At 73.1% G+C, this 23790-nt stretch carries 19 protein-coding genes; 14 read left to right on the forward strand and 5 right to left on the reverse strand.

Annotated elements, in window-relative coordinates; genetic code table 11:
• Positions 1-29: 29 nt before the first annotated feature.
• From ABZ434_RS04000 to ABZ434_RS04015, 4 genes are all read right to left on the reverse strand, one after another.
• Positions 30-2162 (reverse strand): ATP-binding protein, encoded by a 2133-nt coding sequence (locus ABZ434_RS04000; protein WP_359131918.1) that lies wholly within the window; start codon positions 2160-2162, stop codon positions 30-32.
• Positions 2159-2866 carry a DUF4255 domain-containing protein gene (locus ABZ434_RS04005; protein WP_359131919.1) on the reverse strand — a complete coding sequence of 236 codons (708 nt, stop codon included), beginning with the start codon at positions 2864-2866 and terminating at the stop codon, positions 2159-2161. Before ABZ434_RS04005 ends, ABZ434_RS04000 begins: the two co-directional genes overlap by 4 nt.
• Positions 2863-6072 (reverse strand): hypothetical protein, encoded by a 3210-nt coding sequence (locus ABZ434_RS04010; protein WP_359131920.1) that lies wholly within the window; start codon positions 6070-6072, stop codon positions 2863-2865. The genes ABZ434_RS04005 and ABZ434_RS04010 overlap by 4 nt, the downstream gene beginning before the upstream one ends.
• Before the next feature lie 252 nt (positions 6073-6324).
• Positions 6325-7056: a response regulator transcription factor gene (locus tag ABZ434_RS04015; protein WP_359131921.1), complete on the reverse strand. Its 732-nt coding sequence runs from the start codon at positions 7054-7056 to the stop codon at positions 6325-6327.
• Positions 7057-7282: 226 nt separating this feature from the next.
• Here ABZ434_RS04015 and ABZ434_RS04020 point away from each other — a divergent pair, with 226 nt between their 5' ends.
• From ABZ434_RS04020 to ABZ434_RS04085, 14 genes are all read left to right on the forward strand, one after another.
• Positions 7283-8587, forward strand: a complete 1305-nt coding sequence (locus ABZ434_RS04020; RefSeq protein WP_359132209.1) for a hydrolytic protein — start codon at positions 7283-7285, stop codon at positions 8585-8587.
• Positions 8588-9154: 567 nt separating this feature from the next.
• Entirely contained in the window at positions 9155-10681 is a 1527-nt protein-coding gene (locus ABZ434_RS04025) for a phage tail sheath family protein (protein WP_359131922.1), read from the forward strand.
• Positions 10682-10740: 59 nt separating this feature from the next.
• Positions 10741-11181 (forward strand): phage tail protein, encoded by a 441-nt coding sequence (locus tag ABZ434_RS04030; protein WP_359131923.1) that lies wholly within the window; start codon positions 10741-10743, stop codon positions 11179-11181.
• A complete protein-coding gene (locus ABZ434_RS04035) occupies positions 11178-11669 on the forward strand; it encodes a hypothetical protein (RefSeq protein ID WP_359131924.1) in 492 nt (163 codons plus the stop codon). The genes ABZ434_RS04030 and ABZ434_RS04035 overlap by 4 nt, the downstream gene beginning before the upstream one ends.
• Positions 11669-11827 carry a DUF6760 family protein gene (locus ABZ434_RS04040; protein WP_359131925.1) on the forward strand — a complete coding sequence of 53 codons (159 nt, stop codon included), beginning with the start codon at positions 11669-11671 and terminating at the stop codon, positions 11825-11827. Before ABZ434_RS04035 ends, ABZ434_RS04040 begins: the two co-directional genes overlap by 1 nt.
• A 2500-nt stretch (positions 11828-14327) precedes the next feature.
• Complete coding sequence (locus tag ABZ434_RS04045) at positions 14328-14834, forward strand: hypothetical protein (RefSeq protein WP_359131927.1); 507 nt, start codon at positions 14328-14330, stop codon at positions 14832-14834.
• Positions 14835-14889: 55 nt separating this feature from the next.
• Positions 14890-15315: a phage tail protein gene (locus tag ABZ434_RS04050; protein ID WP_359131928.1), complete on the forward strand. Its 426-nt coding sequence runs from the start codon at positions 14890-14892 to the stop codon at positions 15313-15315.
• A gap of 94 nt (positions 15316-15409) precedes the next feature.
• The gene (locus ABZ434_RS04055; protein ID WP_359131930.1) at positions 15410-16132 is read left to right on the forward strand and encodes a LysM peptidoglycan-binding domain-containing protein; all 723 of its coding nucleotides are present in this window, start codon (positions 15410-15412) and stop codon (positions 16130-16132) included.
• Positions 16129-17898: a VgrG-related protein gene (locus ABZ434_RS04060; RefSeq protein WP_359131931.1), complete on the forward strand. Its 1770-nt coding sequence runs from the start codon at positions 16129-16131 to the stop codon at positions 17896-17898. The genes ABZ434_RS04055 and ABZ434_RS04060 overlap by 4 nt, the downstream gene beginning before the upstream one ends.
• Before the next feature lie 57 nt (positions 17899-17955).
• On the forward strand, positions 17956-18273 hold the full coding sequence (locus tag ABZ434_RS04065; RefSeq protein ID WP_359078091.1) for a PAAR domain-containing protein: 318 nt from the start codon (positions 17956-17958) through the stop codon (positions 18271-18273).
• Positions 18270-18677 carry a GPW/gp25 family protein gene (locus ABZ434_RS04070; RefSeq protein WP_359131932.1) on the forward strand — a complete coding sequence of 136 codons (408 nt, stop codon included), beginning with the start codon at positions 18270-18272 and terminating at the stop codon, positions 18675-18677. Before ABZ434_RS04065 ends, ABZ434_RS04070 begins: the two co-directional genes overlap by 4 nt.
• Positions 18677-20638 (forward strand): putative baseplate assembly protein, encoded by a 1962-nt coding sequence (locus tag ABZ434_RS04075; protein ID WP_359131934.1) that lies wholly within the window; start codon positions 18677-18679, stop codon positions 20636-20638. The genes ABZ434_RS04070 and ABZ434_RS04075 overlap by 1 nt, the downstream gene beginning before the upstream one ends.
• On the forward strand, positions 20635-21198 hold the full coding sequence (locus ABZ434_RS04080; RefSeq protein WP_359131936.1) for a phage tail protein: 564 nt from the start codon (positions 20635-20637) through the stop codon (positions 21196-21198). The genes ABZ434_RS04075 and ABZ434_RS04080 overlap by 4 nt, the downstream gene beginning before the upstream one ends.
• Positions 21199-21640: 442 nt before the next feature.
• Positions 21641-22414, forward strand: coding sequence for a zinc ribbon domain-containing protein (locus ABZ434_RS04085; protein WP_359131938.1), 774 nt, complete (start codon positions 21641-21643; stop codon positions 22412-22414).
• Positions 22415-22417: 3 nt separating this feature from the next.
• Here the strand turns inward: ABZ434_RS04085 and ABZ434_RS04090 are convergent, their stop codons facing one another.
• Positions 22418-23671, reverse strand: a complete 1254-nt coding sequence (locus ABZ434_RS04090; protein WP_359131939.1) for a hypothetical protein — start codon at positions 23669-23671, stop codon at positions 22418-22420.
• Positions 23672-23790 lie beyond the last annotated feature (119 nt).

Here is a 23790-nt window from a genome sequence, read left to right on the forward strand (position 1 = left end):
CGGTCCACCCCCGCCTTCCGGTCCCCCTGTCAGTCTCCGCGCCGAGTGCGCTCCAGCCACGGGCCGAACTCACTGTCCAGGACCAGTCGTCCGAGTTTGCGGTACTCGGCGAGGACGGCCGCGACGAGTTGTTCCGTGTCCAGGGGGCGGCCGGAATCCGCCGCCTGGTAGGCGGCGGTGACCGCGCAGGCGCGGATGGATCCGCCCGTCAGCTCGAAGCGCTCCGCGCAGGTCCGCAGGTCGAGGCCGGGAGCGCGGGGGATCTCCGTGCCCAGGCACCGTTCCCACAGGGCCAGCCGCTGCTCCTTGTCCGGTACGGGGAAGTCGGCGACCACGTCGAGGCGGCGGGTGAAGGCCTCGTCGAGGTTGGCCCGCAGGTTGGTGGTGAGTACGGCGATGCCGTCGAAGGACTCGATCCGCTGGAGGAGGTACGCCGACTCCACGTTGGCGTGCCGGTCCTGCGCGTCCTTGACCTGTGAGCGCTTCCCGAAGACGGCGTCCGCCTCGTCGAACAGCAGGACCGCGTTGACGTCGGACGCCTCGACGAAGATCCGCTCCAGATTCTTCTCGGTCTCACCGATGTACTTGTCCACCACGGAGGACAGGTCCACGACGTAGAGCTCCATGCCCAGATCGGCCGCGACCACCTCCGCCGACATGGTCTTGCCGGTGCCGGACTCCCCGGCGAACAGCGCGACGATGCCCCGGCCCCGGCCACCGCCCGGACGCATGCGCCACCGGCCGAGCACCTGTTCACGGTGGCGAGCGCGCAGGGCCAGGTCGGACAGCTGGCGGTGGGTCGACGGGGGCAGCACGAGGTCGTCCCAGCCGACCGTGGGTTCGATGCGGCGGGCGAGCCGTGCCAGGCCCGCGCCGTTCTGGGCCCGGACGGCGGTACGCAGGTCCTGTGCCTCCACCGGCCGCCCCGCCAGAGCCGCCAGCCGGGACGCGACGGCGGCGGCCCTGCGGATCTGGCCGGAGTCGAGCCGGTAGGCGCGGGTGGCGTCGACGAGGCGCGCGTCAGCCGTCGCGGTACCGGCGGCCAGGCCCGCCGGGGCGCCGGCCTCGGTGAGTGCCCGCCGCCACCGCTGTGCCGCGTCCGCCGGGTCCGGAGGCGGGACGTGGACCGTCACCGGGCTCTCCCCGGCCCACAACGGGTCCCAGTGCTTCTTCCCGTACATGATCAGGGGTGCGCGGCCGCCGACCACCTCGCAGAGGCCTCCGATCAGCCCGGCGCCCCTGGGCTGTTCGGGGGCGAGCGTCTCCAGCGGACCGAGGACCAGCCCGCCGCCCGTGAGCCGTGCCTCGGTCGCCAGGATCCGTGCGGTGTGCGCCGGTTCCGGGGCGGCGGCCAGCGCCGCGACGTCCACCACCAGCGGGCGGAGCCCGGCCGCGAGGAGCGCGTCGGCCGCGAGCCGGCCGGGATCGCCGCCGTGGTCCAGCAGATGTACCAGTCCGCTGCCGGTGCCCAGAGCCGCCGTGACCCGCAGGGTCGTCGGACACCGGTCCGGTTCCTCCTGCGGCCCGGCCGTCCGGACGATTCCGTGCAGCCTTCCGTCCACGCCGTCGTCGCCGAGCAGATGGGCGGTGACCCGGTCCGGGACGCGCAGCACCCGTGACAGGAGCGGGCGCTCGGTGTCCAGCACCTCCACGAGCCCGGCCGCCACGAGCGGGGCGGACGGTGCGAAGCGGAAGCGGCCGGGTCCCGCTGCGGGCAGCCCGCAGAGTTCCAGGGCCAGACCGACCGTCGCTCTCCGCCGGGTGAGGTCGTCGTTGAGATAGCCGTACAGCTGCTCGAACCGTGCGTCGATGTCCGGGGCCATGGCGACCAGCAGGAGATCGATGTCCCGGGCGACCAGGCCGAAGTTCTCCGCGAGGCCGGCGATCCGGCCCGGCGCCGGGGAGCCCGGGGCGTCGGGGCCGTGGGCCGGGACGGGCAGGAACGCGTCGCGGGAGTCCAGGATCCGCTCGGCCGCCTCGGGGGTCAGGTACTGCCCCCGGTACGGATCGCCCGGTTCCGGGTCGGTGTCCTGGCGCAGGGCGACGGCGTGCCGTACCCGGCGCTCGATGTCGCCCAGCCGTCGCCAGAGGTCCTCGATGTCCGTCGGCGGGGTGCCGCCCGGCTCCCGGAGACCTGCCGGGGCCTGATACGCCGTGGTCACCTGGCCGGTCCTCCGCGCCTGCGCCGGCCCGGCGGCAGCTGTCGTTCACGTTCCGCCGCGAAGCCCTGCCCGCGAGGCTCCGATGCCCCGTCGTAGCGCAGCCGGCGCCCCGGCTCCGTGGCCTCGCCGTTCCGTTCGGGCGCCGTCCGCACCAGCAGGCCCTCGGTGACCGGAGGCCCGGCGGCCGTCACCTCGCCGGCCAGCGGTGCCCACACCCGCAGGTCGATCGCGGCCTTCAGCTCGCCGCCGAGCGCGGACCACACGTCCACGGTGGACGGCCGCTCACCCGAACCCCCCGACGCCGCCTCCATCTCCACCGTGAGCCCGAGGGTGGCGAGGCTGCCGGTCAGTACCCGGTCGGGCAGGGCGTCCGTGTGTATCACGCAGCGCAACACCTCGGAGAGCAGGCGATGTTCGTCCTGCGGGCGGTTGGTCCACGCGGTCAGCAGATAGGTCAGCTCGAACCAGCGCGGAGGCGTCCGCCGTCCCGTGACCACGCCCTCGGCGTCGTACTCCTCGGTCGTGCCGGTACGGCGGCGGGTGGCGTCCTCGCGGATGCCGTAGAGGAAGACGCTGACCGTGGGTGCGTTGCGCCGCGCGGCCCAGTCGCTCGTCGGGGCGTCGAAGACCAGGTCCACCCCACTTTCCTCGAGGCCGGCGTCGACCAGCAACAGCCGCAGCCCTTCGTCGACTTCGTGGATCACCTGCGTCCCACCTCGTCCGGCGGGACGATGGTGCCACCGACCACCAGGAACGGAGTGGTGGCCGGGCTGAACCCCGGTCCCGATGCCGTGATGGTGCGCGGCCCCGTCCGGTCCTTCACCAGGATGAGCAACTGGGCGATGAAGGTGCCGTCACCGCCCGGCCGGGCCGCCGGTGCGACCGCCGTGATCCCGGGCGTCCAGGTGAGCTTCACCGGAGCACCGGGCGGGAAGTCCTTGCCGCGTACGGAGGTGACGAACCCCGGTTTGCCGACCGCGGGCACCGAGACGATGCGCGGCTGGAGGATGCGCAGAGGGATCCGGGAGACGTTGTCACCGCGGTCGGCGTCGGTACCGGTCGTGGTCAGTGTCCCGGTGACGCGAGTGCGCAGCGCCCGGTCGGGGGCGAGGACCACCCGCAGGACCGAGGAGGCACCCGGCGCCAGGTCGGGGAGGGCGCACACTCCGGCCGCGCAGCCTGCGGGCAGGGTGGCCACCGGAACCCCGGCGGGCAGGCCGAGGCGCAGCCGCAGTCCGGTGGCGAACGCGTTCTCCCCGTTGCGCACCGTGTACGTCACCACGACCCGTCCGCCGACGTACCCGGGGCTGGGCTGGGCGCGCACGACGACCCCGGGGCCCGCCTCGGGCGCCGGCGGCAGCGGGGCGGGCGGCTGTGCGGGGGGCAGGGGGGCGGGCGGAGCGGTGTGCGGCGGGGCCGGGGTGGGCGCCGACGGAGAGGGATCGGGCAGTTGGGGGACGTCGCGGACCCGGACGTCCGTTCCGGTGGCGTTGTCCGTGGGGTTCGGGTCGACGACGGCTCCGGTGACCGACCAGCCCATCCGCCAGGGCCCTGTCGTCACACCGGTCAGCCGTGCGGTGACCTCGACCTCGGCGCCGGGGCGGAGAATGCCCAGGGCACAGCTCGGCGAACCGGCGCCGCACGCACCGGCGGGGGTGGTGAGCTCCTCCAGGCGTACGCCCGGCGGGGTGTCGGCGACGAACGTGGTGCCGGGGGAAGGGGCCGGACCACGGTTGGTGACGGTGACGGTCACCGTCACCGACGAACCCGGCTCCACCGAAGGCCCGGTGGGCGGCGCGGTGAGCGCCAGGTCGACGGACTGCTGGAAGGCGGGCTCCTTCTGGCGGCCCGGCAGCGTCGCGGTCCGCGCGGTCAGGGTGCCCGTGGCCAGGTCGAGTTCGGACAGCTGCTCGGGGGAGTTGGGCGCGATGTCCCGGCGGGAGCTCAGTACCAGTCGCCGGGCGTCCGGCGACCATGCCACGTCGCGCGGCTGGTAGGGCCCGGTCGCCGAGACGTCCGGGATCTGTTCGCCGCACGCGGACGGGTCGTCGCGGCGGTCGGACGGCAGTACGACCCGGCAGCCCTCGCCGTCCGGGGAGGTGACGACGACGCTCGCCCGGTGGTTGATCTGGTCGGCGCGGTCCTTGCGGTTGAAGGCGATCGCCGTGCCGTCGGGGGAGAACGCGGGACTGTCGTCGATCACCTTGCACTCACCGGGGCAGCCGGTGACGCTGAGGTCCCGCTGCTGGCCGAGCGCGCCGACCCGCGCGGTCCAGACGTGCTTGATCCCGCCGAGGCCCCGGATCACGTGGTTGCGGGTGAAGGCGAGCATGGTGCCGTCCGACGACCAGGAGGGCTGGGCGTCGCCGCCCACCGCCTCACCCTGCGGCGGGACCACTTCGCCGATGATCTTCTCCGTGGCGACATCGGCGATGAGCACCCGGCTCGGCCCCGCCGCCTCACCGACGCCTCCCGGAGAGGTCCGGGTGAAGGCCATCTTCGTGCCGTCCGGGGAGAAGGAGGGGTCGGTGTCCCAGTCCTGGGAGCTCCGCCCGTCCAGCTCCATCGGCGCCTCGTTCGTCCCGTCGGCGTCGGTGAGCCAGATCCGCTGGACGCGCAGGCCGTCCACGGTCTCGAAGCGCGTCACGGCGATGCGTCGGCCGTTGGGCGTGTACGTCTGCCGCTCGGTCCAGGGGTCGAAGCCGGCCGCCGGGTGGAACAGCGGATCGTCGGCGGGGTCGTCACTGGTGTTGGACAGGGCCCTCGGGTCCTCACGCAGCACGTCGAACCTGAGGTCCCGGGGGTCCGAACCGTTCTGCCGCATGTCCTGGAGCGTGACGAGAGCGGCGTCCTTGGTCGTTCTGCGGGTGACGACCACCGTCCAGCGGTCCGCCGGTCCGAAGACGGCCGGTGACTCCACCTGACGGTCCTCGGACAGCACCATCGCCGGTACGGGGCCCTCGAGGGAGTCGACCCGGTACACATGGTCGTAGACGGAGCATCCGCAGTCCGTGTTGGGGCTGAGGAAGACCAGACCGCCGCCGCTCGGGAGCCAGGCGGCCGAGCGGGTTCCCCAGCCGGCGACGCTGCCGGTCAGCAGGGGGCGGCCGGTTCCCGGGCCTTCGGTGACCCGAAGCCGGTCCCCGGTGTCCGTGTCCGATTCCGGTTCGACCTTCAGGGTGTACACGACGAGCTTCCGGTGGGCGTCGTCTTTCACCGGGTTCCACTCCGGCTCCGTCGCGTCGCCCTCGGCGGCGTCGCTGATGCAGGTCACCGCCCCACCGGACAGGAGCCGTTCGTAGATCTGCGTGCCCGGTTCGGGGCCGCCGTCGCTCGCGTACGCGATCCGGGTGCCGTCCGGGGAGAGCGTCGGGTGGGTCTCGTCGGCGGGTGTGTTCGTCAGCCGGCGCAGACCGGATCCGTCGACCCCGATCGACCAGAGGTCCCGCTGGGCGGATGCCCCGGCTCCCGGATCTGCGGAGTCGAACACGACGGTCCGCCCGTCGGCGGAGAGTTCGGGGTGCGCCGCGTCCCGGCCGAAGGTGAGTCTGCGCACGGAGCCGTCGGCTTCGCGTACGTACACCTCGGGCTTCACCTCGTCGCGGAGGCTCGTGAAGACCACCGTGTCACCGCGGCCGAAGGCGTCCTGGTCGTAGTGCGCCGGGCCGGATCCGAACAGGTCCTGCGCGGCCCCCGTTCCGTAGGGGACCTGCGCGAGGCTGCGATGCCCGGTTCCGGCGAAGGCGATCCGCCCCGTGTCCGGCGGCGCCGCCTCCGAGGCGGCGACCGCTTCCGTCGCACCCAGCGGGGCGGATACGGAACCCGCCACCAGCAACGGGGTCAGCAGCACCACGACACCGCTCAGCCGACGCAACCGACTACGGCGTGCCGGGCCAGCAGGACCGCCCACGGTCCACCTCACAGTCTGCTCGATGGTTCTCCACGTCAAGCATCGGGCGCGCGCGGGGCCGTGGACAGGGCCCGGAGTACCCGCGGCGGGGGAAGACCTGCTGCCCTTTGCGGCTGGGCGGCACCGCCCGGCCTGCCCTCATGGGGCCCGGTGCGGCTGTCCCGGAGCCATGGGACACCGCGGGGGCAACCTCCATTGCCCCCGGGGCCCGTCGCCCCGGGCTGCCGGGGGAGGCCACCGCCGCGGCACACCTCAGATGAGGCCGTGCCGCATGGCGTAGCCCACCGCGTGCGCCCGGTTGCGCAGGTCCAGCCGCGTGGTCACCTCGTGGAGCACGTTCTTGACGGTCCGTTCGGAGTACGACGTCTTCTGCGCTATCTCCGCCGTGCCGTAGCCCTCCGACACCAGCCTGATCATCTCCGACTCCCGCGCCGTGAGGGTGGAGAGGGAGAGTCCGCGAGGGTCCAGCACCGTGCGGTGAAGGCTGCTGACATGGTCGAGGAGCTTGCCCAGGAGGTCGCCCGGCAACACCCCTTCGCCCTTCGCGATCGCCGTGACGAGATGGACGAGACGGTCCTGGTCGGCCTCCCCACGCCTCAGCACGGCGGCGACGCCGTACTCGATCAGCGTCTGGAGCGCGCCCGCCTCGAAGAAGCCGACGACGAGGCCGATGCGGGTGGAGGTGTTGCGCTGGAGGCGGTGCAGGAGCTGGACGGTGGGCTCGTTCACCATGTCCACCACTACTAACGAGACCTGGGCCCGGTCGGCCTCCCCTTCCGGTATGAGCTCTATCTCCGGACGCAGGCGCAGCTGGTGCACCACGCCGGTCTGCAGGATCAGGTCCTCCGCGTACACGGCCACGGAGGTCCTGCCTCCCGGGGACACCGGTGGCATGCCCTCCGCGGGGCGCTCGGGCGCGGGGGGCCCGTAGCCGTGGCCGCCCGGCGGCCCTGTCTTCGTCGTATCCGTCGTGGTCATGGTCATGTGCTCGTCCTTCTCAGCCGCTTCCGCCGATGCCCGTTCACGTGAGATCTGCCGTTCGCCCGTCCTGTGGCACGCAGGGGGACCTGGCCCGGGGGCCGGGTGTGAGGAGACGGCGCGGGTGTGCCGCCAGGGCAGCGGCCCTGCCCACACGTTGCCCTCCCGCCTCTGCTGCCGGGACCGGGGCGCGGCCTAACGTCGCAGCGTGACCACATCTGCCGAACTCGACATACCCACGGTGACGGTGTCCCCGGGCGCCGAAGCGACGACCACGCTGACCGTGCGCAACGACGGGGACATCGTCGAGGCGTACACCCTCGAGGTGGTCGGCGACTGTGCGGCATGGGCGACGGTGGAACCGGAGCGGGTCTCCCTCTACCCCGGCACCTCCGAGACCGTGACGGTGCGGCTCGCGCCGCCCCGGTCCCACGAGATCAAGGCCGGAGAAGTCCCCCTGGGCGTACGGGTCCTGCCCACGGAGCGCCCCGAGTCGGTGGCCGTCCCCGAGGGGACGGTGGTGGTCGAGCCCTTCCACGAACTCCGGGCGAAGCTGGAGCCGGGCCGGCGCAGGGGCTGGCTGGGCGCCCGGTTCCGGACCGCGGTGCAGAACCGGGGAAACACCCCCGTCGACGTCGTGTTCAGCGGGAAGCAGGAGGGCGAGGAACTCCGCCTCGCCTTCACACCCGAACGCCGGAGCCTGCAACCGGGCGAGTCCGCCGAGGTGGCTCTGCGGGTGCGTGCCCGGAAGCTGATCTGGTTCGGCGCACCGGCCACCTGGCCGTTCGACGTCGGGGTCGTGGAGAGCGAGGGGGCCGACGCCCCGGGCGAACAGCCCGGCCGGCCGGAACCGTTGGCCGGAGAGTTCGCTCAGCTTCCCCTGCTGCCGAAGTGGCTGCTGATCGTCCTGGCGGCACTGCTCGCGCTGCTGGTGGCGTGGTTCGCACTGGTGCGGCCCGCCGTCCGCAGCACGGCGAAGGAGGCAGGGGCGAAGGCGGCGCAGCAGGAGAACCGGGAGCAGCCGCAGGGCGGTGCGTCGACCGGCGGCACCACGGGCGGCGACCCCACCGGCGGTCAGGGCCAGGAGCAGGGCCAGGGCACCGGAACGGGCAAGGGCGGGACCGGTGGTGGTGGCACCGGCGGCTCCGGAGCGACCGGGGGCGTAGGCGAGGCGAACGCCCAGCAGAGCTCCGAGACCATCGACGTGGAGACGGGCGCGGGCGCCAAGAAGGACGGGACCTATCAGGTTCCGGCCGGAAAGGTATTCGGCGTCACCGACATCGTGGTGGCGAACTTCCAGGGCGACGAAGGGGTGTTGACCATCTCCTTCGGGGAGAGGAAGATCACCACCATTGCGCTGGAGACTTTCCGCAATCAGGACTATCACTGGGTCACCCCCATTCGTATCCAGCAGAACGACAAGGTCACTGTTTCCGTGACCTGTTCCAAGCCCGGGACGCCGGCGACAGGAACGCAGGCGTCCGGATGCCACCAAGTCCTCAATGTCAGCGGTGTGCTGAGCGATTTCGCGCCGTAGGAACGATAGCGCCGGATTCCTGCCGCTCCGTTCCGGGAACGTGAACAAACAGCGTCCCTGCCTGCGAAGACCCCTACACGGCGGCTCGCCGGGATGTGGTTCTTCACACACCGGGCCGGGTCGGGGAACCGAATCCAAGTAGCGTGTCCGGTTGGTGAATACAGGGCTTTCGCGGGTGATTCTCGACCTTTTGCCGGTGGCAGGAACCGCTCGGACCGCGAACGCTCTGCTCGTCGGAGCAGACCGTGATCCCGAGGCCCTGGCCCGACCGTATGGATCCGGCCGGGCCGGCCCGGTGAGCCCAGTAGTTTCTGGCTGAAAGCAACCCTCGCGTCACGTGTGCGGCTCAGGGATTCCCGGTCGAAATATTTCGATCGAGGAAACACGTCCGCGGGGTTCACGGCGTCAGTTCGGCGGCCGGGGCGGCGAGAAGGGCCCCGCCGGGCGCCCAGGGTGCCCGGGAAGGCAGTCGCCCTGCCCCGTGGCCGGGACTCCGAGGCCTACTGTCCGCAGACATCCCCGGGCAAGACTGGACAGGCGAACGACTGACCACCCGAAGGAGCGAGCATGCCGTCGTACCTCACCCCAGGTGTATACGTGGAGGAGGTGCAGTCCGGAGCACGGCCCATCGAGGGAGTCGGCACCGCGGTCGCAGCCTTCGTCGGGTTCGCGGAGACCGGGCCCTTCCACCGGCCGACGCTGGTGACGAGCTGGGACCAGTACGTATCGGCCTTCGGCACGTTCACCCCCGACACCTACCTGACGCTCGCCGTCCACGGGTACTTCAGCAACGGCGGCGGTGCGGCGTACATCGTGCGGATCGGCGGCCCGGCCGAGGACGCGGCGCAGGGCTCCGCGCCCGCGGCGGCCCCGGCCGTCGCCATCGGCGGCTTCCTGGTCTCCGCCCGGCCGGGCGCCGGTGAGGGCCTCTCCGTCGAAGTCGCCGACCCCGAGGGCGAGAACCCGCCGGAGGACCGGTTCCGGCTGCTGGTGCGGCAGGGCGGCAAGGTGGTGGAGACGTACGACACCTCCGTACGCAAGAACGTCAAGGGCTATCTGGTCACCCAGGCCCGTCAGTCCAAGCTCATCGAGGTCACCGAACAGCCCGGAGCGGCGCAGATCCGCCCCGAGAAGCAGAGCCTCTCCCTCGCGCCCGCCGCCCCGGACCCGGGCGGCGCCGCCCGGTCGGGTCCGAGCGAGTACGTGGGTGACGCGTCGGCCCGTACGGGCATAGCGGCCCTCGAGGCGATCGACGAGATCACCATGGTGGCCGTCCCGGACCTGATGAGTGCCCACCGGCGCGGAGACATCGACGACGAGGGCGTCAGGGCCGTTCAGCTGGCCGTCATCGCGCACTGCGAGCAGATGGGCGACCGGGTCGCCGTCCTGGACACCCCGCCGGGGATGAACGCCCAGCGGGTCCGCGCCTGGCGCAACGACGACGCCGGCTACGACTCGCGCTACGCGACCGTGTACTACCCGTGGCTCAAGGTCCTCGACCCGGCGACCGGCCGGCAGGCCCTGATCCCGCCGAGCGGCCACGTCGCCGGCGTCTGGGCCCGCAGCGACGGCGAGCGTGGAGTGCACAAGGCTCCGGCCAACGAGGTCATCCGCGGGGCGCTCGACCTGGAACTCCGCCTGAGCAAGGGCGAGCAGGACCTGCTCAACCCGATCGGCGTCAACTGCGTGCGCGCCTTCCCCGGCCGGGGGATCCGCATCTGGGGCGCACGGACGCTCTCGTCCGACCCGGCCTGGCGCTACCTCAACGTGCGCCGCCTCTTCAACTACCTGGAGGAGTCCATCCTCCTGGGCACCCAGTGGGTGGTCTTCGAGCCGAACGACGACCGCCTCTGGTCGAGCATCCGGCGCAACGTCACCGCCTTCCTCACCGAGGAATGGCGCCGGGGCGCGCTCTTCGGCCGGACGGCGGAGGAGGCGTTCTACGTCAAGTGCGACCGTGACAACAACCCGCAGGAGTCCATCGACCTCGGCCAGGTCGTGTGCGAGATAGGCGTCTCCCCGGTGAAGCCCGCGGAGTTCGTCATCTTCCGCCTGTCGCAGTTCTCCGACAGCACCAGCCTCGTCGACGAGTGACCCGTCCTCGTCGAGGAGCGTCCCAGCAGGCAAACGAACGGAACAGGTGACACACAGTCATGGCAGAGGGCGATGCTCTTTCCACCCACGTCTTCGGCGTGCAGCTCGGTGGCTATCTCGTGGAGTCGATCCAGGAGATCAGCGGCCTGACCGTCGAGGAGGAAGTCGTCGAGGTCCGCCAGGTGACCGCCGAGGGCAAGCAGATCATCCGCAAGCAGCCCGGCGCGCGCCAGGCCGGTGAGGTGTCGATCACCCGCGGGCTCGACAAGAGCAGCGAGTTCACCAAGTGGATCAAGGAAACGCTGAACAACGGCGCCGTCGACACCGCACGCCAGAACCTCACCATCGAGATCAAGGACTCGAAGGGTGAGACCGTCCGCCGTATCCAGCTGATGCAGGGCTGGGCCAGCAAGTGGGAGGGCCCCTCGCTGAAGGCCGGTGAGTCCAGTGCGGCGACGGAGACGGTCACCATCACCTTCGAGGAGATAGTCGTCGAATGAGGCGCAGGACCGTTTCCGGCGGCGGCCTCGACGAGGTTCTCGACAGCCTCGCCGCCGCCGCGCCCGCCCCGCGCGAGGAAGCCGCGACGCCTCCTCCCGCCCGGGAGCGGGACCGCCAGGACCTGCGTACGGAGTTCGAGTTCGAGCTGCCGCGCGGTTACGTCGACGACGAGGGCCAGGTCCACCGGAGCGGGTCGATGCGGCTCGCCACGGCGCGGGACGAGTTGCGCCCGCAGATCGACCTGCGGGTCAAGGAGAACCCCGCGTACCTGAGCGTGGTGCTGCTCAGCCAGGTGATCACCCGGCTCGGCACCGTCACCGATGTGCACGCCGGGGTCGTCGAGCGGATGTACGCCACCGACGTGGCGTTCCTCCAGGACTTCTACCGCCGCATCAACAGCGAGGGCCACACCCACGCCGCGGTGACCTGCCCGCTGTGCCACGGGTCGTTCGAGGTGGACCTCTCGGGTGAACGCCTGGGGGAATAGTGACGTACGCGCCTGCCCGGCTGCGGGAGGAGCTCGCGTACATCGCCTACCACTTCCACTGGCAGCGTGAGGACATCCTCGACCTCACCCATGGTGAGCGGCAGGAGTGGGTGAGGGAGATAGCGCGGATCAACACCCGCGTCAACGAGAGCGGGTGAGGGCGTGGAGTTCAGGGACTGGTTCGGCAGGGGGAGCCGGCGGCAGGCCGGCACGCCCGGCCCGGCGCCGGTGGAGGGCGGAACCGGAGACGGTACGGAAGCTGTGGCCGGACCGGGGGCCGTGCCTCCGGCGCGTCCGGACGCGGACTGGGACGGCGGCTGGCGGCGGGTCGCGCCTCCTGCCGTGACCGTCGCCCGGTCCTCGATCGGGGTGAGCGACGGGCTGCGCTTCCGGTCCCGGCTCGCCTCGTGGCAGAACGTCGCGTACGGAGGCGAGCTCGGCCACGCGGTGCTGCCCTCCGCGCCCGCGGGCCTCATCCACGGCGTCGCGCGGCCGGGCGTCGCGCGCCCCATGGCGGCCGGCGCCCCTCTTCTCCTGCGCGCCGCCGGGGCGCAGGGACAGGAGGAGCCGGGGCCGGTCCAGCCCTTGCCATCCGCCGGTCCGGGCCGCGCGCCCGCCACCGTTCAGCGGTCGGCCGGCAGCACGCAGACCCGGAGCACCGCCGGGCGTGGGCCGGTGGCCCGGCAGCCCGGTTCCGGCGACGCGGCCGTTCGCCCGGACACGCCCGCAGCCGGGCCTCGGCCGTCCGCCGCCCATACGTCCGCGGACGCCGGGCCCGCCGGGGCCGCGGCGCCGCAGGCCCGCCCCGCGCCGGTCCGCCCCCGACGCACCGCGCCGCCCCTGATCGTCGCTCGCCGGCCGGTGTCGCCCCTGCGGAACCTCGCCGCTGTCGTGCCGACCGGCACGCCTGCGGCGGCCACGCAGGTCGGGCCGTCGGCCGCGCCCGGCCGGGCGGAGTCCGGTCGTGTGGACACCGGCCGTGTGGCGTCCGGGGAGCGTCTGCCCGTCGTCGCGCCGGAGCGACCCGCGGGCCCGACCGCCGCGCCTCCCGTACGTCCTGCCCTGGGCAGGCCCCTGCGTGAACTGCCCTCGGGGGCTGCTCTCTTCAGCCCGTCCGGCCGGGACGGGGGCGCTTCCTCCGGGCCGGCCGCGCCGCAGGACCCGGCACTGCCCGTGGTGCAGCGACAGACGGAACAGGGACCGGGGGCCCGAAGCCACGGCCACGGCCCGGAAGAGGTCCCGGGGCTAGGTCCGGCGGCACGGCAGCAGAGCCGGCAGCCGTCGGAACGGCACGCGAGGGGGCAGCAGGCGGCGGAGCGACAGCGCCCGGCGCCCGGGGCGGCCCCGACACCCGTGCAGACCGCACCGGCACGGACGACCGCACCCGCCCCGGCACCTGCACCTTCTGCCGCACCGTCTGCGCACCGGCCGACCACCCCCGGCCCCGGTGGCGGCCCGGGCTCGCAAGCCCGTACCCGGGGCGGCCTCGGCGCGCCCCTCTCCTCGCTCCCGCCGACCGCGGGCACCGCGCACGACGCCCCGCTGCTGGGCGACTCCCGTCGGACGCGGCCCGGAACCACGGGCCCGCTGCCGGGCGGCCCGTCTGCGGGGCAGCCGTCGACGTCCGCGCCCGCCCCTTCGTCCTCCGCGCCCTCCGGCATGCCGCTGCGCTCTGCGGCGGCCGAACGGCCCGGCGCAGGGGGCACGTCCGCCGCCGCGCCGCCCGCAGCCGTCCAGCGCGCCGCGGACACCGGCCGCCCGCCCACGAGCACGGTTGCCGCTCCCTCTCCGGCCCCGGCCACTCCGCCCGCTCCGGTACGCGTCCGAAAGATCGCCCCGCGCGGGCTTCACGGACAGCCGATCGCGCCGGTCACGGGAGCAACGGCAACCGGTCCTGCGCCGATGACGGTCCAGCGATCGCGCGGCCTGCTCGCGGGGCGGACGCCGACCGTACGCACCGGGGCGGCCGAGGGCTTCTCGGCGCCGGTGTCGACCACCACCGCACGGCCCGTCGTGGCGGCGACCTGGCGACGGGACGTCCGCCCGCCGGACGCCGGTGACGCGCGCCCGGCAGAGCGGCAGGACGCCCCGGCCCACCCCTCCGCCACGCCGGCCCCGGCACGCCGGACCTCAGTCGTCGCCCCGAAGGTGGGACGGAGAGCAGGGCGGAAAGCGGCGTCGGCAGCAGCGCCGGAAGGACTGCCGCAAGCACGGCCGCATGCGGGACCGCAGCGACCGGCGTACGACGCCACCGTTCGACGGTCCGTGACGCCCGGTTCCGTCCCGCCCGGCCCCGGTCCGGCCGGCCCTCCTCCTCCGCCCGGCCTCCGGCAGACCGACACGGCGTCCGGGGGCACCCCGGCCACCCGAACGCCCTCCGTCCGCTCCCTCGCACGGCTGGTCCAGCGTTCGGCGCGCGCTGCCGCCCCCTCCGTGCCGCACCCCTCTGCACCGCACCCCTCCGCACGACCCGCGGCCGGTAACGCCCCGTCCGGCCGGGCACCGGCCACGCGTCCCAGCGCCCCCACGACTCGCCCTGCCCTCACAGCTCCCACCGCCCGCACCCCCGAGCCGGCCCGCGGCGTGACGGAGTCCGCCCCGCCCGTCCCGGTGGTGCGCCCGCACCCGCCCGGGTCGCCCCGGCCCGGGGGTGTCGCCGTGCCCGTGCAGCGCCTGTCGATGCCGGTAGTGCCCGAGACCGGCGCACCCGCCACCGGACCGGCGCCCGAGCCCGGCGCCCCCTCCGGCGTACCGCAGCCCCTCACCGTGCGCGCGTCACACCCCGCACCGGCACGCCTCGGCGGCGACCGGCAAGGCGGCGGCCCGGGAAGCCCCACGCCCCGGACCCCCGCCCCCGCCACCCGCGATCAGGCACTCCAGCGGGCCGTGGAAGAGGCGGGGCTCTCCGGGGTCCCCGTCCGCGTGGTCCAGCCCAAGTCCGCCAAGTCCGGGAAATCCGCCCGGTCCGGCCAGCCGGGCCGGTCCGCCTCGGCACCCGTTCCCACCGCAGCGGACACCGCCGGTGCTCCGCGGGCGAACGAGGTCAACGGTCTGGACATCGAGGAGCTGGCCCGTCGCCTGCTCGACCCGGTCAGCAGGCTGATCCGGGCGGACCTGCGCAGAGGACGGGAACGCTCCGGACGGCCGTACGACGGCCGCCGCTGAACCCCGCTCCCCGCCCGCCCCGCCGCCCACGGACAGCAGAGAAGAAGAGAAGCACATGACGGACAACATCTTCGCGACGAGTGTGTTCTTCAAACTCGCCATCGGAGGAAGCGACTTGGGTCAGTTCCACACCTGCTCGGGTCTGGGTGCCGAGGTGGAGCTGGAGCAGTACGCCGAGGGCGGCAACAACGGCTTCACCTGGCAGCTGCCCGGGCGGATCACGTGGACCAACATCACGCTGACCCGTCCCGTCACCGCCGACACCCTGAAGATCGCGCGATGGCTGAACGAGACGACGCAGCGGGTGGAACGCAAGGACGGCGAGATCGTCGCGCTCCGCCCGGACCTCAGCCGGATCATCAGCTGGCAGATCCAGGGCATCGTGCCGGTCCGCTGGCAGGGGCCCTCCTTCGACCCCGCCAGTTCCGAGGCGGCGATCGAGACCCTGGAGATCGCGCACGAAGGCCTGGTGCCGTCCTGATGGCCTGCCCGCACGCCAGAGCCCGTATCCGAGTCCAAGCCCGTACCCGTACCCGAGCCCATGACAGGGACGACGCGCAGGAAGGAGGGACACCATGGCAGCGACCGCCCGCACGAGCCGTGCCCGTGCCCAGTTGACCATCATGGAACCGCCGGCCGACGTCGGCGCCAAACCGTCCGGCACCCTCGCCCGGCTCACCCTGCAGTTCAACCCGGCGACGCTCTCCCTGAGCAAGAGCACCGAGTGGCGGCGTACCCCCTCCCGGACGGCCGGTGAGTCCGCGCTGCCCGAATTCGTCGGCAGCGGGCCCCGTTCGCTGTCCCTCGACGTCTTCCTCGACGCCACCGCCACCCACGACAACTCGGTGGAGAAGGCCGTGGAGCAGCTGATGACCGCTTGTGTGCCCACTCCGAGCAGCCTGGGCCGCAAGAAGCCGTCGAGTCCCTGGGTGCGCTTCGACTGGGGGACGTCGAAGACGACGTCGTTCGACGGGGTGCTCTCCAGCCTCTCCGTCTCGTACACGCTCTTCGACGTCGACGGGAAACCGCTGCGTGCCACCTGCTCCCTCTCGATCGAGGAGGCGAGCGTCGACCCGGCCGGACAGAACCCCACGTCCGGATCGCGGGAGGCACGCCGTACCCACCGGGTCGTCGCCGGGGACAGCCTGCCGTTGCTCGCCTGGCGCGAATACGGTGACGCCACGGCGTGGCGGACCATCGCCGAGGCCAACGACATCGACGACCCCATGCGACTGGCCCCGGGCACGGAACTCCTCGTGCCCGCGCTGGAAGACGACGCCTCGGAGGTCGCCCGGTGACCGCGCCCGCCCGTTCCTTCGCCGCCGACCCGATCGTCGAGGCCCCCGCCGAGCTCCCCCGGGCCTGGGCGTCCCAGCTGGTGAGCTGCGCGGTCGACGAGAACGTCGGCCTGCCGGACACCGCCGTACTGACCTACCGGGACCCGTACCACACCTTGCTCACCGCGACCGGGATCACCATCGGCACCCCGCTGAAGATCTCCGTGGTCACCGTCCAGGAGCAGGCGAAGGAGCGGCTGTTCACCGGTGAGGTCACCGCGCTCGAACTCGACAGCGACACCACCGGGTCCTTCACCGTCGTCCGGGCCTTCTCCAAGGCGCACCGGCTCCAGCGCGGGCGGAAGGTGGTGGCCTTCCGGAACATGAAGGCCGCCGACATCGTCCGGAAGGTCGCCGCCGGGGCCGGGCTCACCTGCGGGAAGGTCGAGGCTGCCCCCGTCATGTACAAGCAGCTCACCCAGCCCAACATCTCGGACTGGGACTTCCTCCAGTACCTCGCGGGCGAGAGCGGCGCGCACGTGCGGGTGGACGAGAGGGGCCTGCTGCAGTTCGTGAAACCGAAGCCCGCCGCCTCGGCGCCCGCCCCCACCACCTCCGCCACCCGGCATCCCATGGTGCTGGAGTACGGGCGCAACCTGCTGGCCCTGCGAGCCGTACTGACCGGCGCGGACGGGGCGGACAGCGTCGAGGTGCGCGGCTGGGACGTGGAGACCAAGACCCGGCTGGTGGCACGCGAACAGTCCATCCGCAGTACCACGGTGGTCCCCGGGATGAGCCCGTCCGCCGCGGCAGGGGCGTTCGGCCGGAACGCCCGGATGACGGTCGCCGACACCCCGTACCGGACCCAGGCCGAGGCCGGAGCGGTCGCCGGAGCGGTGGCCGCACAGGTCAGCTCGGGCTTCGGGGAGATCGAGGCGGTCGCCGAGGGCAATCCCCGGCTGCGGGCCGGTGAACCGGTCGCCCTCGGCAACGTCGGCCCGGCGTTCGCCGGTCGCTACACGGCGACGGCGGCCCACCACGTCCTCGACCCGCACGGCGGCTACCGTACGACCGTGCTGGTCAGCACCTCCCCCGACCGTTCGCTCTCCGGTCTCACCGGCGGCGGCACCTCCCCGCACGGCCCCCGCATACCGGGCCTCGCGATCGGAGTGGTCACCGACATCCGCGAGGGCCGGGGAAAGGGCGAACGCGGCTCGGTCCGGCTGAAGTTCCCCTGGCTCGACGACACGTACGTCTCCGACTGGGTCCGTACGGTGCAGTGGGGCGGCCAGGGCGGGGGCGGGGTGTTCAGCCCCGAGGTCAACGACGAGGTGCTGGTCGGCTTCGAACAGGGCCTGCTGGACAGCCCCTACGTGCTGGGCGGCCTCTACAACGGCGTCGACAAGCCGTCGCCCCACGATGTGCCGCTGGTCGACCCGACCAGCGGCAAGGTCAACCGACGCTCCCTCGTGTCCCGTTCGGGCAACCGGATCGAGCTGCTCGACGCCCCGCGCGGCCCGTCCGGTGTGCGGCTGGCCACCGGCGACAAGCAGCTGGAGGTCACCCTCGACGAGCGGAAGGGCGAGATCGTGCTGAAGGTGTTCGCCCGCGGCACTTCCCGGGTGCTGAGCTCCCTCTCCCTCGGACGGTCGGGGATCACGCTCGACGCCGGTACGGGGAACGTGGAGGTGAAGGGGGCCTCGGTGACCATCAACGGCAAGACCGGAGTCACCGTCGACGGCGGACTGCTCGCCGTCCTCAAGGCCAGGCTCATCCGGATCAACTGACACCCGCGCCGCCCCGTCGTCACCCGAAGCCCCGATGCAGCAAGGAGAACAGCAGTCATGCCCCCCGCAGCCCGCACAGGCGATCCCACCGTCCACGGAGGCGTCATCGGCACCCCGCCACCGGGTGCTGTGGCCGTCGCCACCGTGCTGATCGGCGGCAGGCCGGCCGCGGTCACCGGCAGCCTGCACGTATGCGCCATGCCGCCGCACGCCCTGCTCGGACCGGGCAACGTCGTCATGCCGAACCCGGCCGCCGCGGTCGGCGGCATGGTCCTGATCGGCGGACTGCCGGCCGCTCGTATGGGGGACACCACCAGCTGCGGCGCCAAGATCATCATGGGTGCGCCGAACGTCCTGATCGGAGGCCCGGTATGAGCGGGAGCGGATTCATCGGACGCGGCTGGGGCTTCCCGCTGCGGGTCGGCGCCACAGGCGCCATCGGCATGGTCGAACGGGACCAGGAGATCGAGGAGGCCATCGGCCTGGTGCTCGGCACCGCGCCGGGGGAGCGGCCGATGCGGCCCGAGTTCGGCTGCGGCATCCATGACTACGTCTTCGCGCCCGGCGACGGCGCCACCGCCGGCCGCATCGCGCACGAGGTGCGTACGTCGCTGGAGCGCTGGGAACCACGCATCGAGGTGAGGGACGTGGTGGTCGCCTTCGACACCGTCGACGAGGGAACCCTGTACATCGACGTGCACTACACCGTGCGGTCCACCAACGACCTGCGCAACCTCGTCTTCCCCTTCTACACGATCCCGGAATCGGGGGCCGCCTGATGTCCCTGCCCTCCCCCAATCTGGACGACCGCCGCTTCCAGCAACTCGTCGACGAGGCCAAGCGATACGTTCAGCAGCGCTCTCCCGAGTGGACCGACCACAACGTGTCGGACCCCGGCGTCACGCTCATCGAGACGTTCGCGTACATGGTCGACCAGTTGCTGTACCGGCTGAACCGCGTGCCCGACCGGAACTACTCCGCCTTCCTCGACCTGCTCGGCGTGCGGCTGTTCCCGCCGACCGTCGCCCGCGCCGACGTCGACTTCTGGCTGTCCGCCCCCCAGCCGGACACCGTGCGGCTCCCGGCCGGTACGGAGGTCGCCACCGCACGCGGCGAGACGGAGGAGGCGGTCGTCTTCTCGACCGCCGAGGACCTGGCGATCGTGCCGAGTTCCCTGATCAGGCTGGTCACCGCCCCCATGTCCGGCGACCAGACGGACCGCACCGCGCCGCTCGGCGCGGGCAAGGACATCCCCTGCTTCCAGCCCCGGCCGGAGCCGGGCGACGCCCTGCTGTTCGGGCTGCCCACCGCCGTACCCCGGTGCATCGTCGCCGTACGCCTCGACAGCCGGGTGGAGGGCGTCGGCGTCGACCCCCGGCAACCGCCGCTGGTGTGGGAGGCATGGGACGGCGCCCGCTGGGTGCCCTGCCTGACGGGGACCGACAGCACCGGAGGGCTCAACAAGCCGGGCGAGATCACCGTGTTCGTGCCCGCCGGGCACACGGCCTCGGTGACCGCCGGAGTGCGGGCCGGCTGGCTGCGCTGCCGGGTCACCGCACCCGAACCGGGACAGCCCTTCTACTCGGAGTCCCCGACGATCCGGGAGGCCGAGGTGTTCACCGTCGGCGGCACCACCGGCGTCGAACACGCGGAGACCGTCCTCGACGTACCGCTCGGCACCTCCGAAGGGGTCGCCGGACAGCGGTTCTCCGTACGCAAGGTGCCGCTCCTGCTGGACGGGGACCCGCCCGTCGTCCAGGTGTCCTCAGCCGAGGGCTGGCAGGTCTGGACGCCCGTGGAGCACTTCGGCGCCTCGTCCCCGGGCGACCGGCACGTGCGGATCGACGCCGTCACCGGCGAGTTCGCCTTCCCGCCGGAGGTACGCGAGGCGGACGGCACGATGCGCGCCTACGGGGCTGTGCCCCCGAAGGGCGCCCAACTCCGGGTCCCCCGCTACCGGACGGGCGGCGGGGCCGCCGGGAACGTGGCGCGCGGCGCCATCCGTGTCCTGCGCAGCTCGGTGCCGTACGTCGCCGGCGTCGACAACCGCGAGGCGGCCCGCGGAGGGGTCGACGGCGAGAGCGTCGAGAACGCCAAGGTGCGCGCGCCCCACATCCTCCGCGTCCAGGAGCGGGCGGTCACGGCCGAGGACTACGAGGTCATCGCCCGCGAGGCCGCGCGCTCGCTGCGCCGGGTCCGCTGCCTGCCCGCCGTCGAGGGCGAGGGCGGTGCGGTGCGGGTCCTCGTGGTGCCCGACGCGGTGCCCGACGAGGGAGGCCGGCTGCGGTTCGAGCAACTGATCCCGCCGGACTCCGTGCTGGCGACGGTCGCCGAGCGGCTCGACGAACGACGACTGGTCGGCACCCGGCTGATCGTGGAACCGCCCGCCTACCAGGGAGTCACCGTGGTCGCCGAACTGGTGGCGGCCGAGGGAGACATGGACCGCGTCCGAGCCGAGGCGCTGGACGCGCTGTTCCGCCACATCGACCCCTTGCGGGGCGGCGCGGACCGGACCGGCTGGCCCTTCGGCAGGCCGGTCCAGTACGGCGAGGTCTTCGCCGTGCTGCAGGCCGTGCGCGGAGTCCGCCTGGTCGACGAGGTACGGCTGTTCCCCGCCGATCCGCTCACGGGCCGCCGGGGAGCGGCGGCGGACCGGATCGACGTCGCCGCGAACGCCCTCGTCTTCTCGCACCAGCACCAGGTGGTCGTCACCGCGGCCGGGGCCGGTGATCCCTCATGACCAGGGCCTCGGTTCCCGGGCTCCCCAGCCGCTATCCGATCGGCGGACTGCTGCCCGCCCTGTACGCGGACGACGACCTCGCCCAGCGCTTCACCGCGGGCCTCGACACCGTCCTGGCGCCCGTCCTGTCCACCCTCGACAACCTCCCGGCCTACTTCGACCCGGCACTGACCCCGGACGACTTCCTGCCCTGGCTGTCGTCGTGGGTCGGGGCGGACGTCGACCCGGCGTGGCCGGTGGAGCTGCGCCGGGCCGTCGTCGCCCGCGCCGTCGAGCTCCACCGGTGGCGCGGAACGCGCCGCGGCCTCACCGAACACCTCCGGCTCTGCTTCGGCGTGGAGGCCCACGTCCACGACGGCGGCGGAGCCGCCTGGTCGTCGGAGCCGGGAGGACAGCTCCCTCCCGCACAGACCGGAGAACTGCTGATACGGGTCCGGGCTCCGGCCGGAAGGCCGCTGGACGCGGCCCGCGTCCTGGCCGTGGCCCGGGCATCGTGCCCCGCACACCTCACCTGCCGGGTGGAGATCCTGCCGGCCGCCCCGGACGAGACAGGAGACTGACGTGACGCGCTCGTGCCCGGCGTGCGGAGCCGCCAACGAAGAGGACGAGGACTTCTGCGGGAGCTGCGGTACGTACCTCGGCAGGTCCTCCCGTCGAGCCCGAACACCGGTACCTCTAACGGAGGTTGAGGATCCGGCGCCCAGGGTGGAGGAGGGGGAGCCCGGCGGCGACGACGCGCCCCCGGTTCCGGCCCCACGCCCCGCTCCGACACCGCCGCCTCCCCCGGCCCCGGTCGCCGCGCCCCCGCCCGCACCGGTCGCGGAGGACCCGCCGAGCCCTCCGACGCCCGCGGCCGCGCCCGAGCCCACGCCCGCGCGCCCGCCCGAGCCCACCCCCGTACCACCGGCGCCGCCCGCCCCGGTGCGCCCGGCGCCGCCCGCCCCCGTACGCCCGGCACCGCCCGGCGCGGTGCGGCCGGTGCGGCCGGTGGAGGACGAGCCCGTGGGGGCCGTACAGCCCGGCGTACCGATCGCCGCACGCCCTGTCGTCAGGCCGGTGGCGGCGGTCGACGAGCCGGACGGCACGCCCTGCCCGAAGTGCGGGGCCTCCAACCGGCCGGGCCGCAGGTTCTGCCGCAGCTGCGCGGCGCCGCTGGACCCGGGTGAGCGGGCTGAGGCGCTGCCCTGGTGGCGTACGCGCTGGCCCTTCGCCCGCAAGGTGCGGGCAGGGTCGGGGCGGCTGCTGCGGGGGAGCGTGCTGGCCCTGCTGATCGCCGGCCTGCTGGTCGCGGGCTTCCTGCTCGTACCGGCAGGGCGGTACGTCGTCGAGGACGTACGGGACAAGCTCGGCGGCACGGGGGAGATCAGCCCCTCCGACGCCACGGCGAGCGCCTCCGCCCCCGGCCACCCGGCGAAGTCGGCCACGGACGGGGTGACGAACAGCTACTGGGGCGCCCCGAAGGTCGGCGCCTCGTTGACCGCCGAATTCGACACGCCGTTCCGGCTGGTCGGCGTCACGGTGTACACCGGGGTGTCGACGAAGCCCGAGGTGTTCCGGACGGGTGCGAGGGCGACCAAGGCCGACCTCGTCATCAGGACGAAGGACGGGACGGAGCACGAGAAGACGATGACGCTCACGGACAAGCCCGGCGAGCAGTCCGTACGGATGGGCATCAGCGATGTCGTCTCCGTCCGGCTCGTCGTGCGGGAAGCAGCCGGACAGGAGGCCGGAGGGCCGATCGCCGTCGGGGAGGTCGAGTACTTCAAGCGGACGTGAGGTTCAGCCGGCGTGGCGCTGCTCGTAGCGCGACGCCGCCTCCAGTAGCCAGGTGTCCGCCCCGTCCGTCCGATCGACCGGCCCGATCAGGCGGGCGCCCTCCAGGCAGCGGGGGTCGTCGGCCTCGGCGAGTCCATAGACGGCCTTGACGCGTACCAACTGGTCGTCCTCGTCCAGGAATCCCGCCAGGATGTCGCGGACAGCGGGGCCGCGACCCTCGAACAGATGGAGGAGCTCGCACACGACCCCGCGGACGCGGGCGTCGGGGTCGCGGGCCAGCGCGGCGAGCACCTGCAAAGCCTCGGGGTGCGTGAAGGCGTTGCGCGTTCTGAACAGCGTCGAGGGCACCTGGACGCGCACTCTCGCATCCGGGTGCGCGCGGTGGGCCAGCCCCACCTCCTCGACCCTCGGGTCGTCGAGGAGGTTCAGCCCGCTCAGCACCGACGCGAGCACAGCCGGGTCCGTCTCCTCGACGACCCACGACAGGAGGACGTCCAGGGCTCGCCGCTCCCAGGGGCATGCCTCCGAGTCGGCGCCGGCGTGTTGGTCGACGAGGACGAAGTCCCGTACGAGGTCCGCAGCGAACAGCCGGCGCCGTGGGTCAGGGTCGGAGCGCAGCGCCAGGGCTGCCTCCCAGGTCTCCGCGTCGGATCGCTGGGCGAGCACGATCGTCGCCTGCGCCCAGTTGGCGTGGTTCTCGTCGGTGTCGGCGAGTGCCCGGGTGAGCAGGTCGTCGACCGACGGACGCAATCCGAACGCCGCTTCCAGTCGGGTGAGCACGGCCGGATGGGCGTCGCAGACGCTCATCCCACCGAGCGTGAGTACGTCGTATTCGCTGATGCCGTGCAGTTCGGAGACCCTGCGCCTGTCGACCGGACCCGTCGCACCGGTCATGAGGCGGAGTCCGTCTTCGGCGCCGGTCTCGTACCAGTGCCGAGCACAGGCCAGGAGATCCGTCCGCTCCTCCGCCGTGAGCCGGTTCGAGGCGGGAGTGAGCATGGCGGCGGTCAGTTCGGCGTTGCCGGAGGCGACGGCCCGCAGCAACGGTGTGCCTCCGTCGGGCAGCGACCGGAGCGGATCGGCACCGGCGTCCAGCAGGGCAACCGCGACGGCTTCGTCGAACGCGTCGACGGCCAGGCACAGCGCGGGCACGCCATCGGCGTCCGTCGTCTCGGGGTCGGCGCCCGCCCACAGAGCTTGCTGCACGGTGGTCGCGCGACCAGCGCACACCGCCTCGATCAAATGGTCATCCGCCAATGCCTGCCTCCACCCTCGGTCGCCCCGAGGCTAGTCGGCAGGGATGCTCCGGTGAGGAACCGGAGCTCGTCCGACGGCCGCGGGCCGCCGGCCCGAAGCACTTCGCACCTGGCGGTCCG

Source organism: Streptomyces sp. NPDC005761 (assembly GCF_040630635.1).
Taxonomy (GTDB): Bacteria; Actinomycetota; Actinomycetes; order Streptomycetales; family Streptomycetaceae; genus Streptomyces.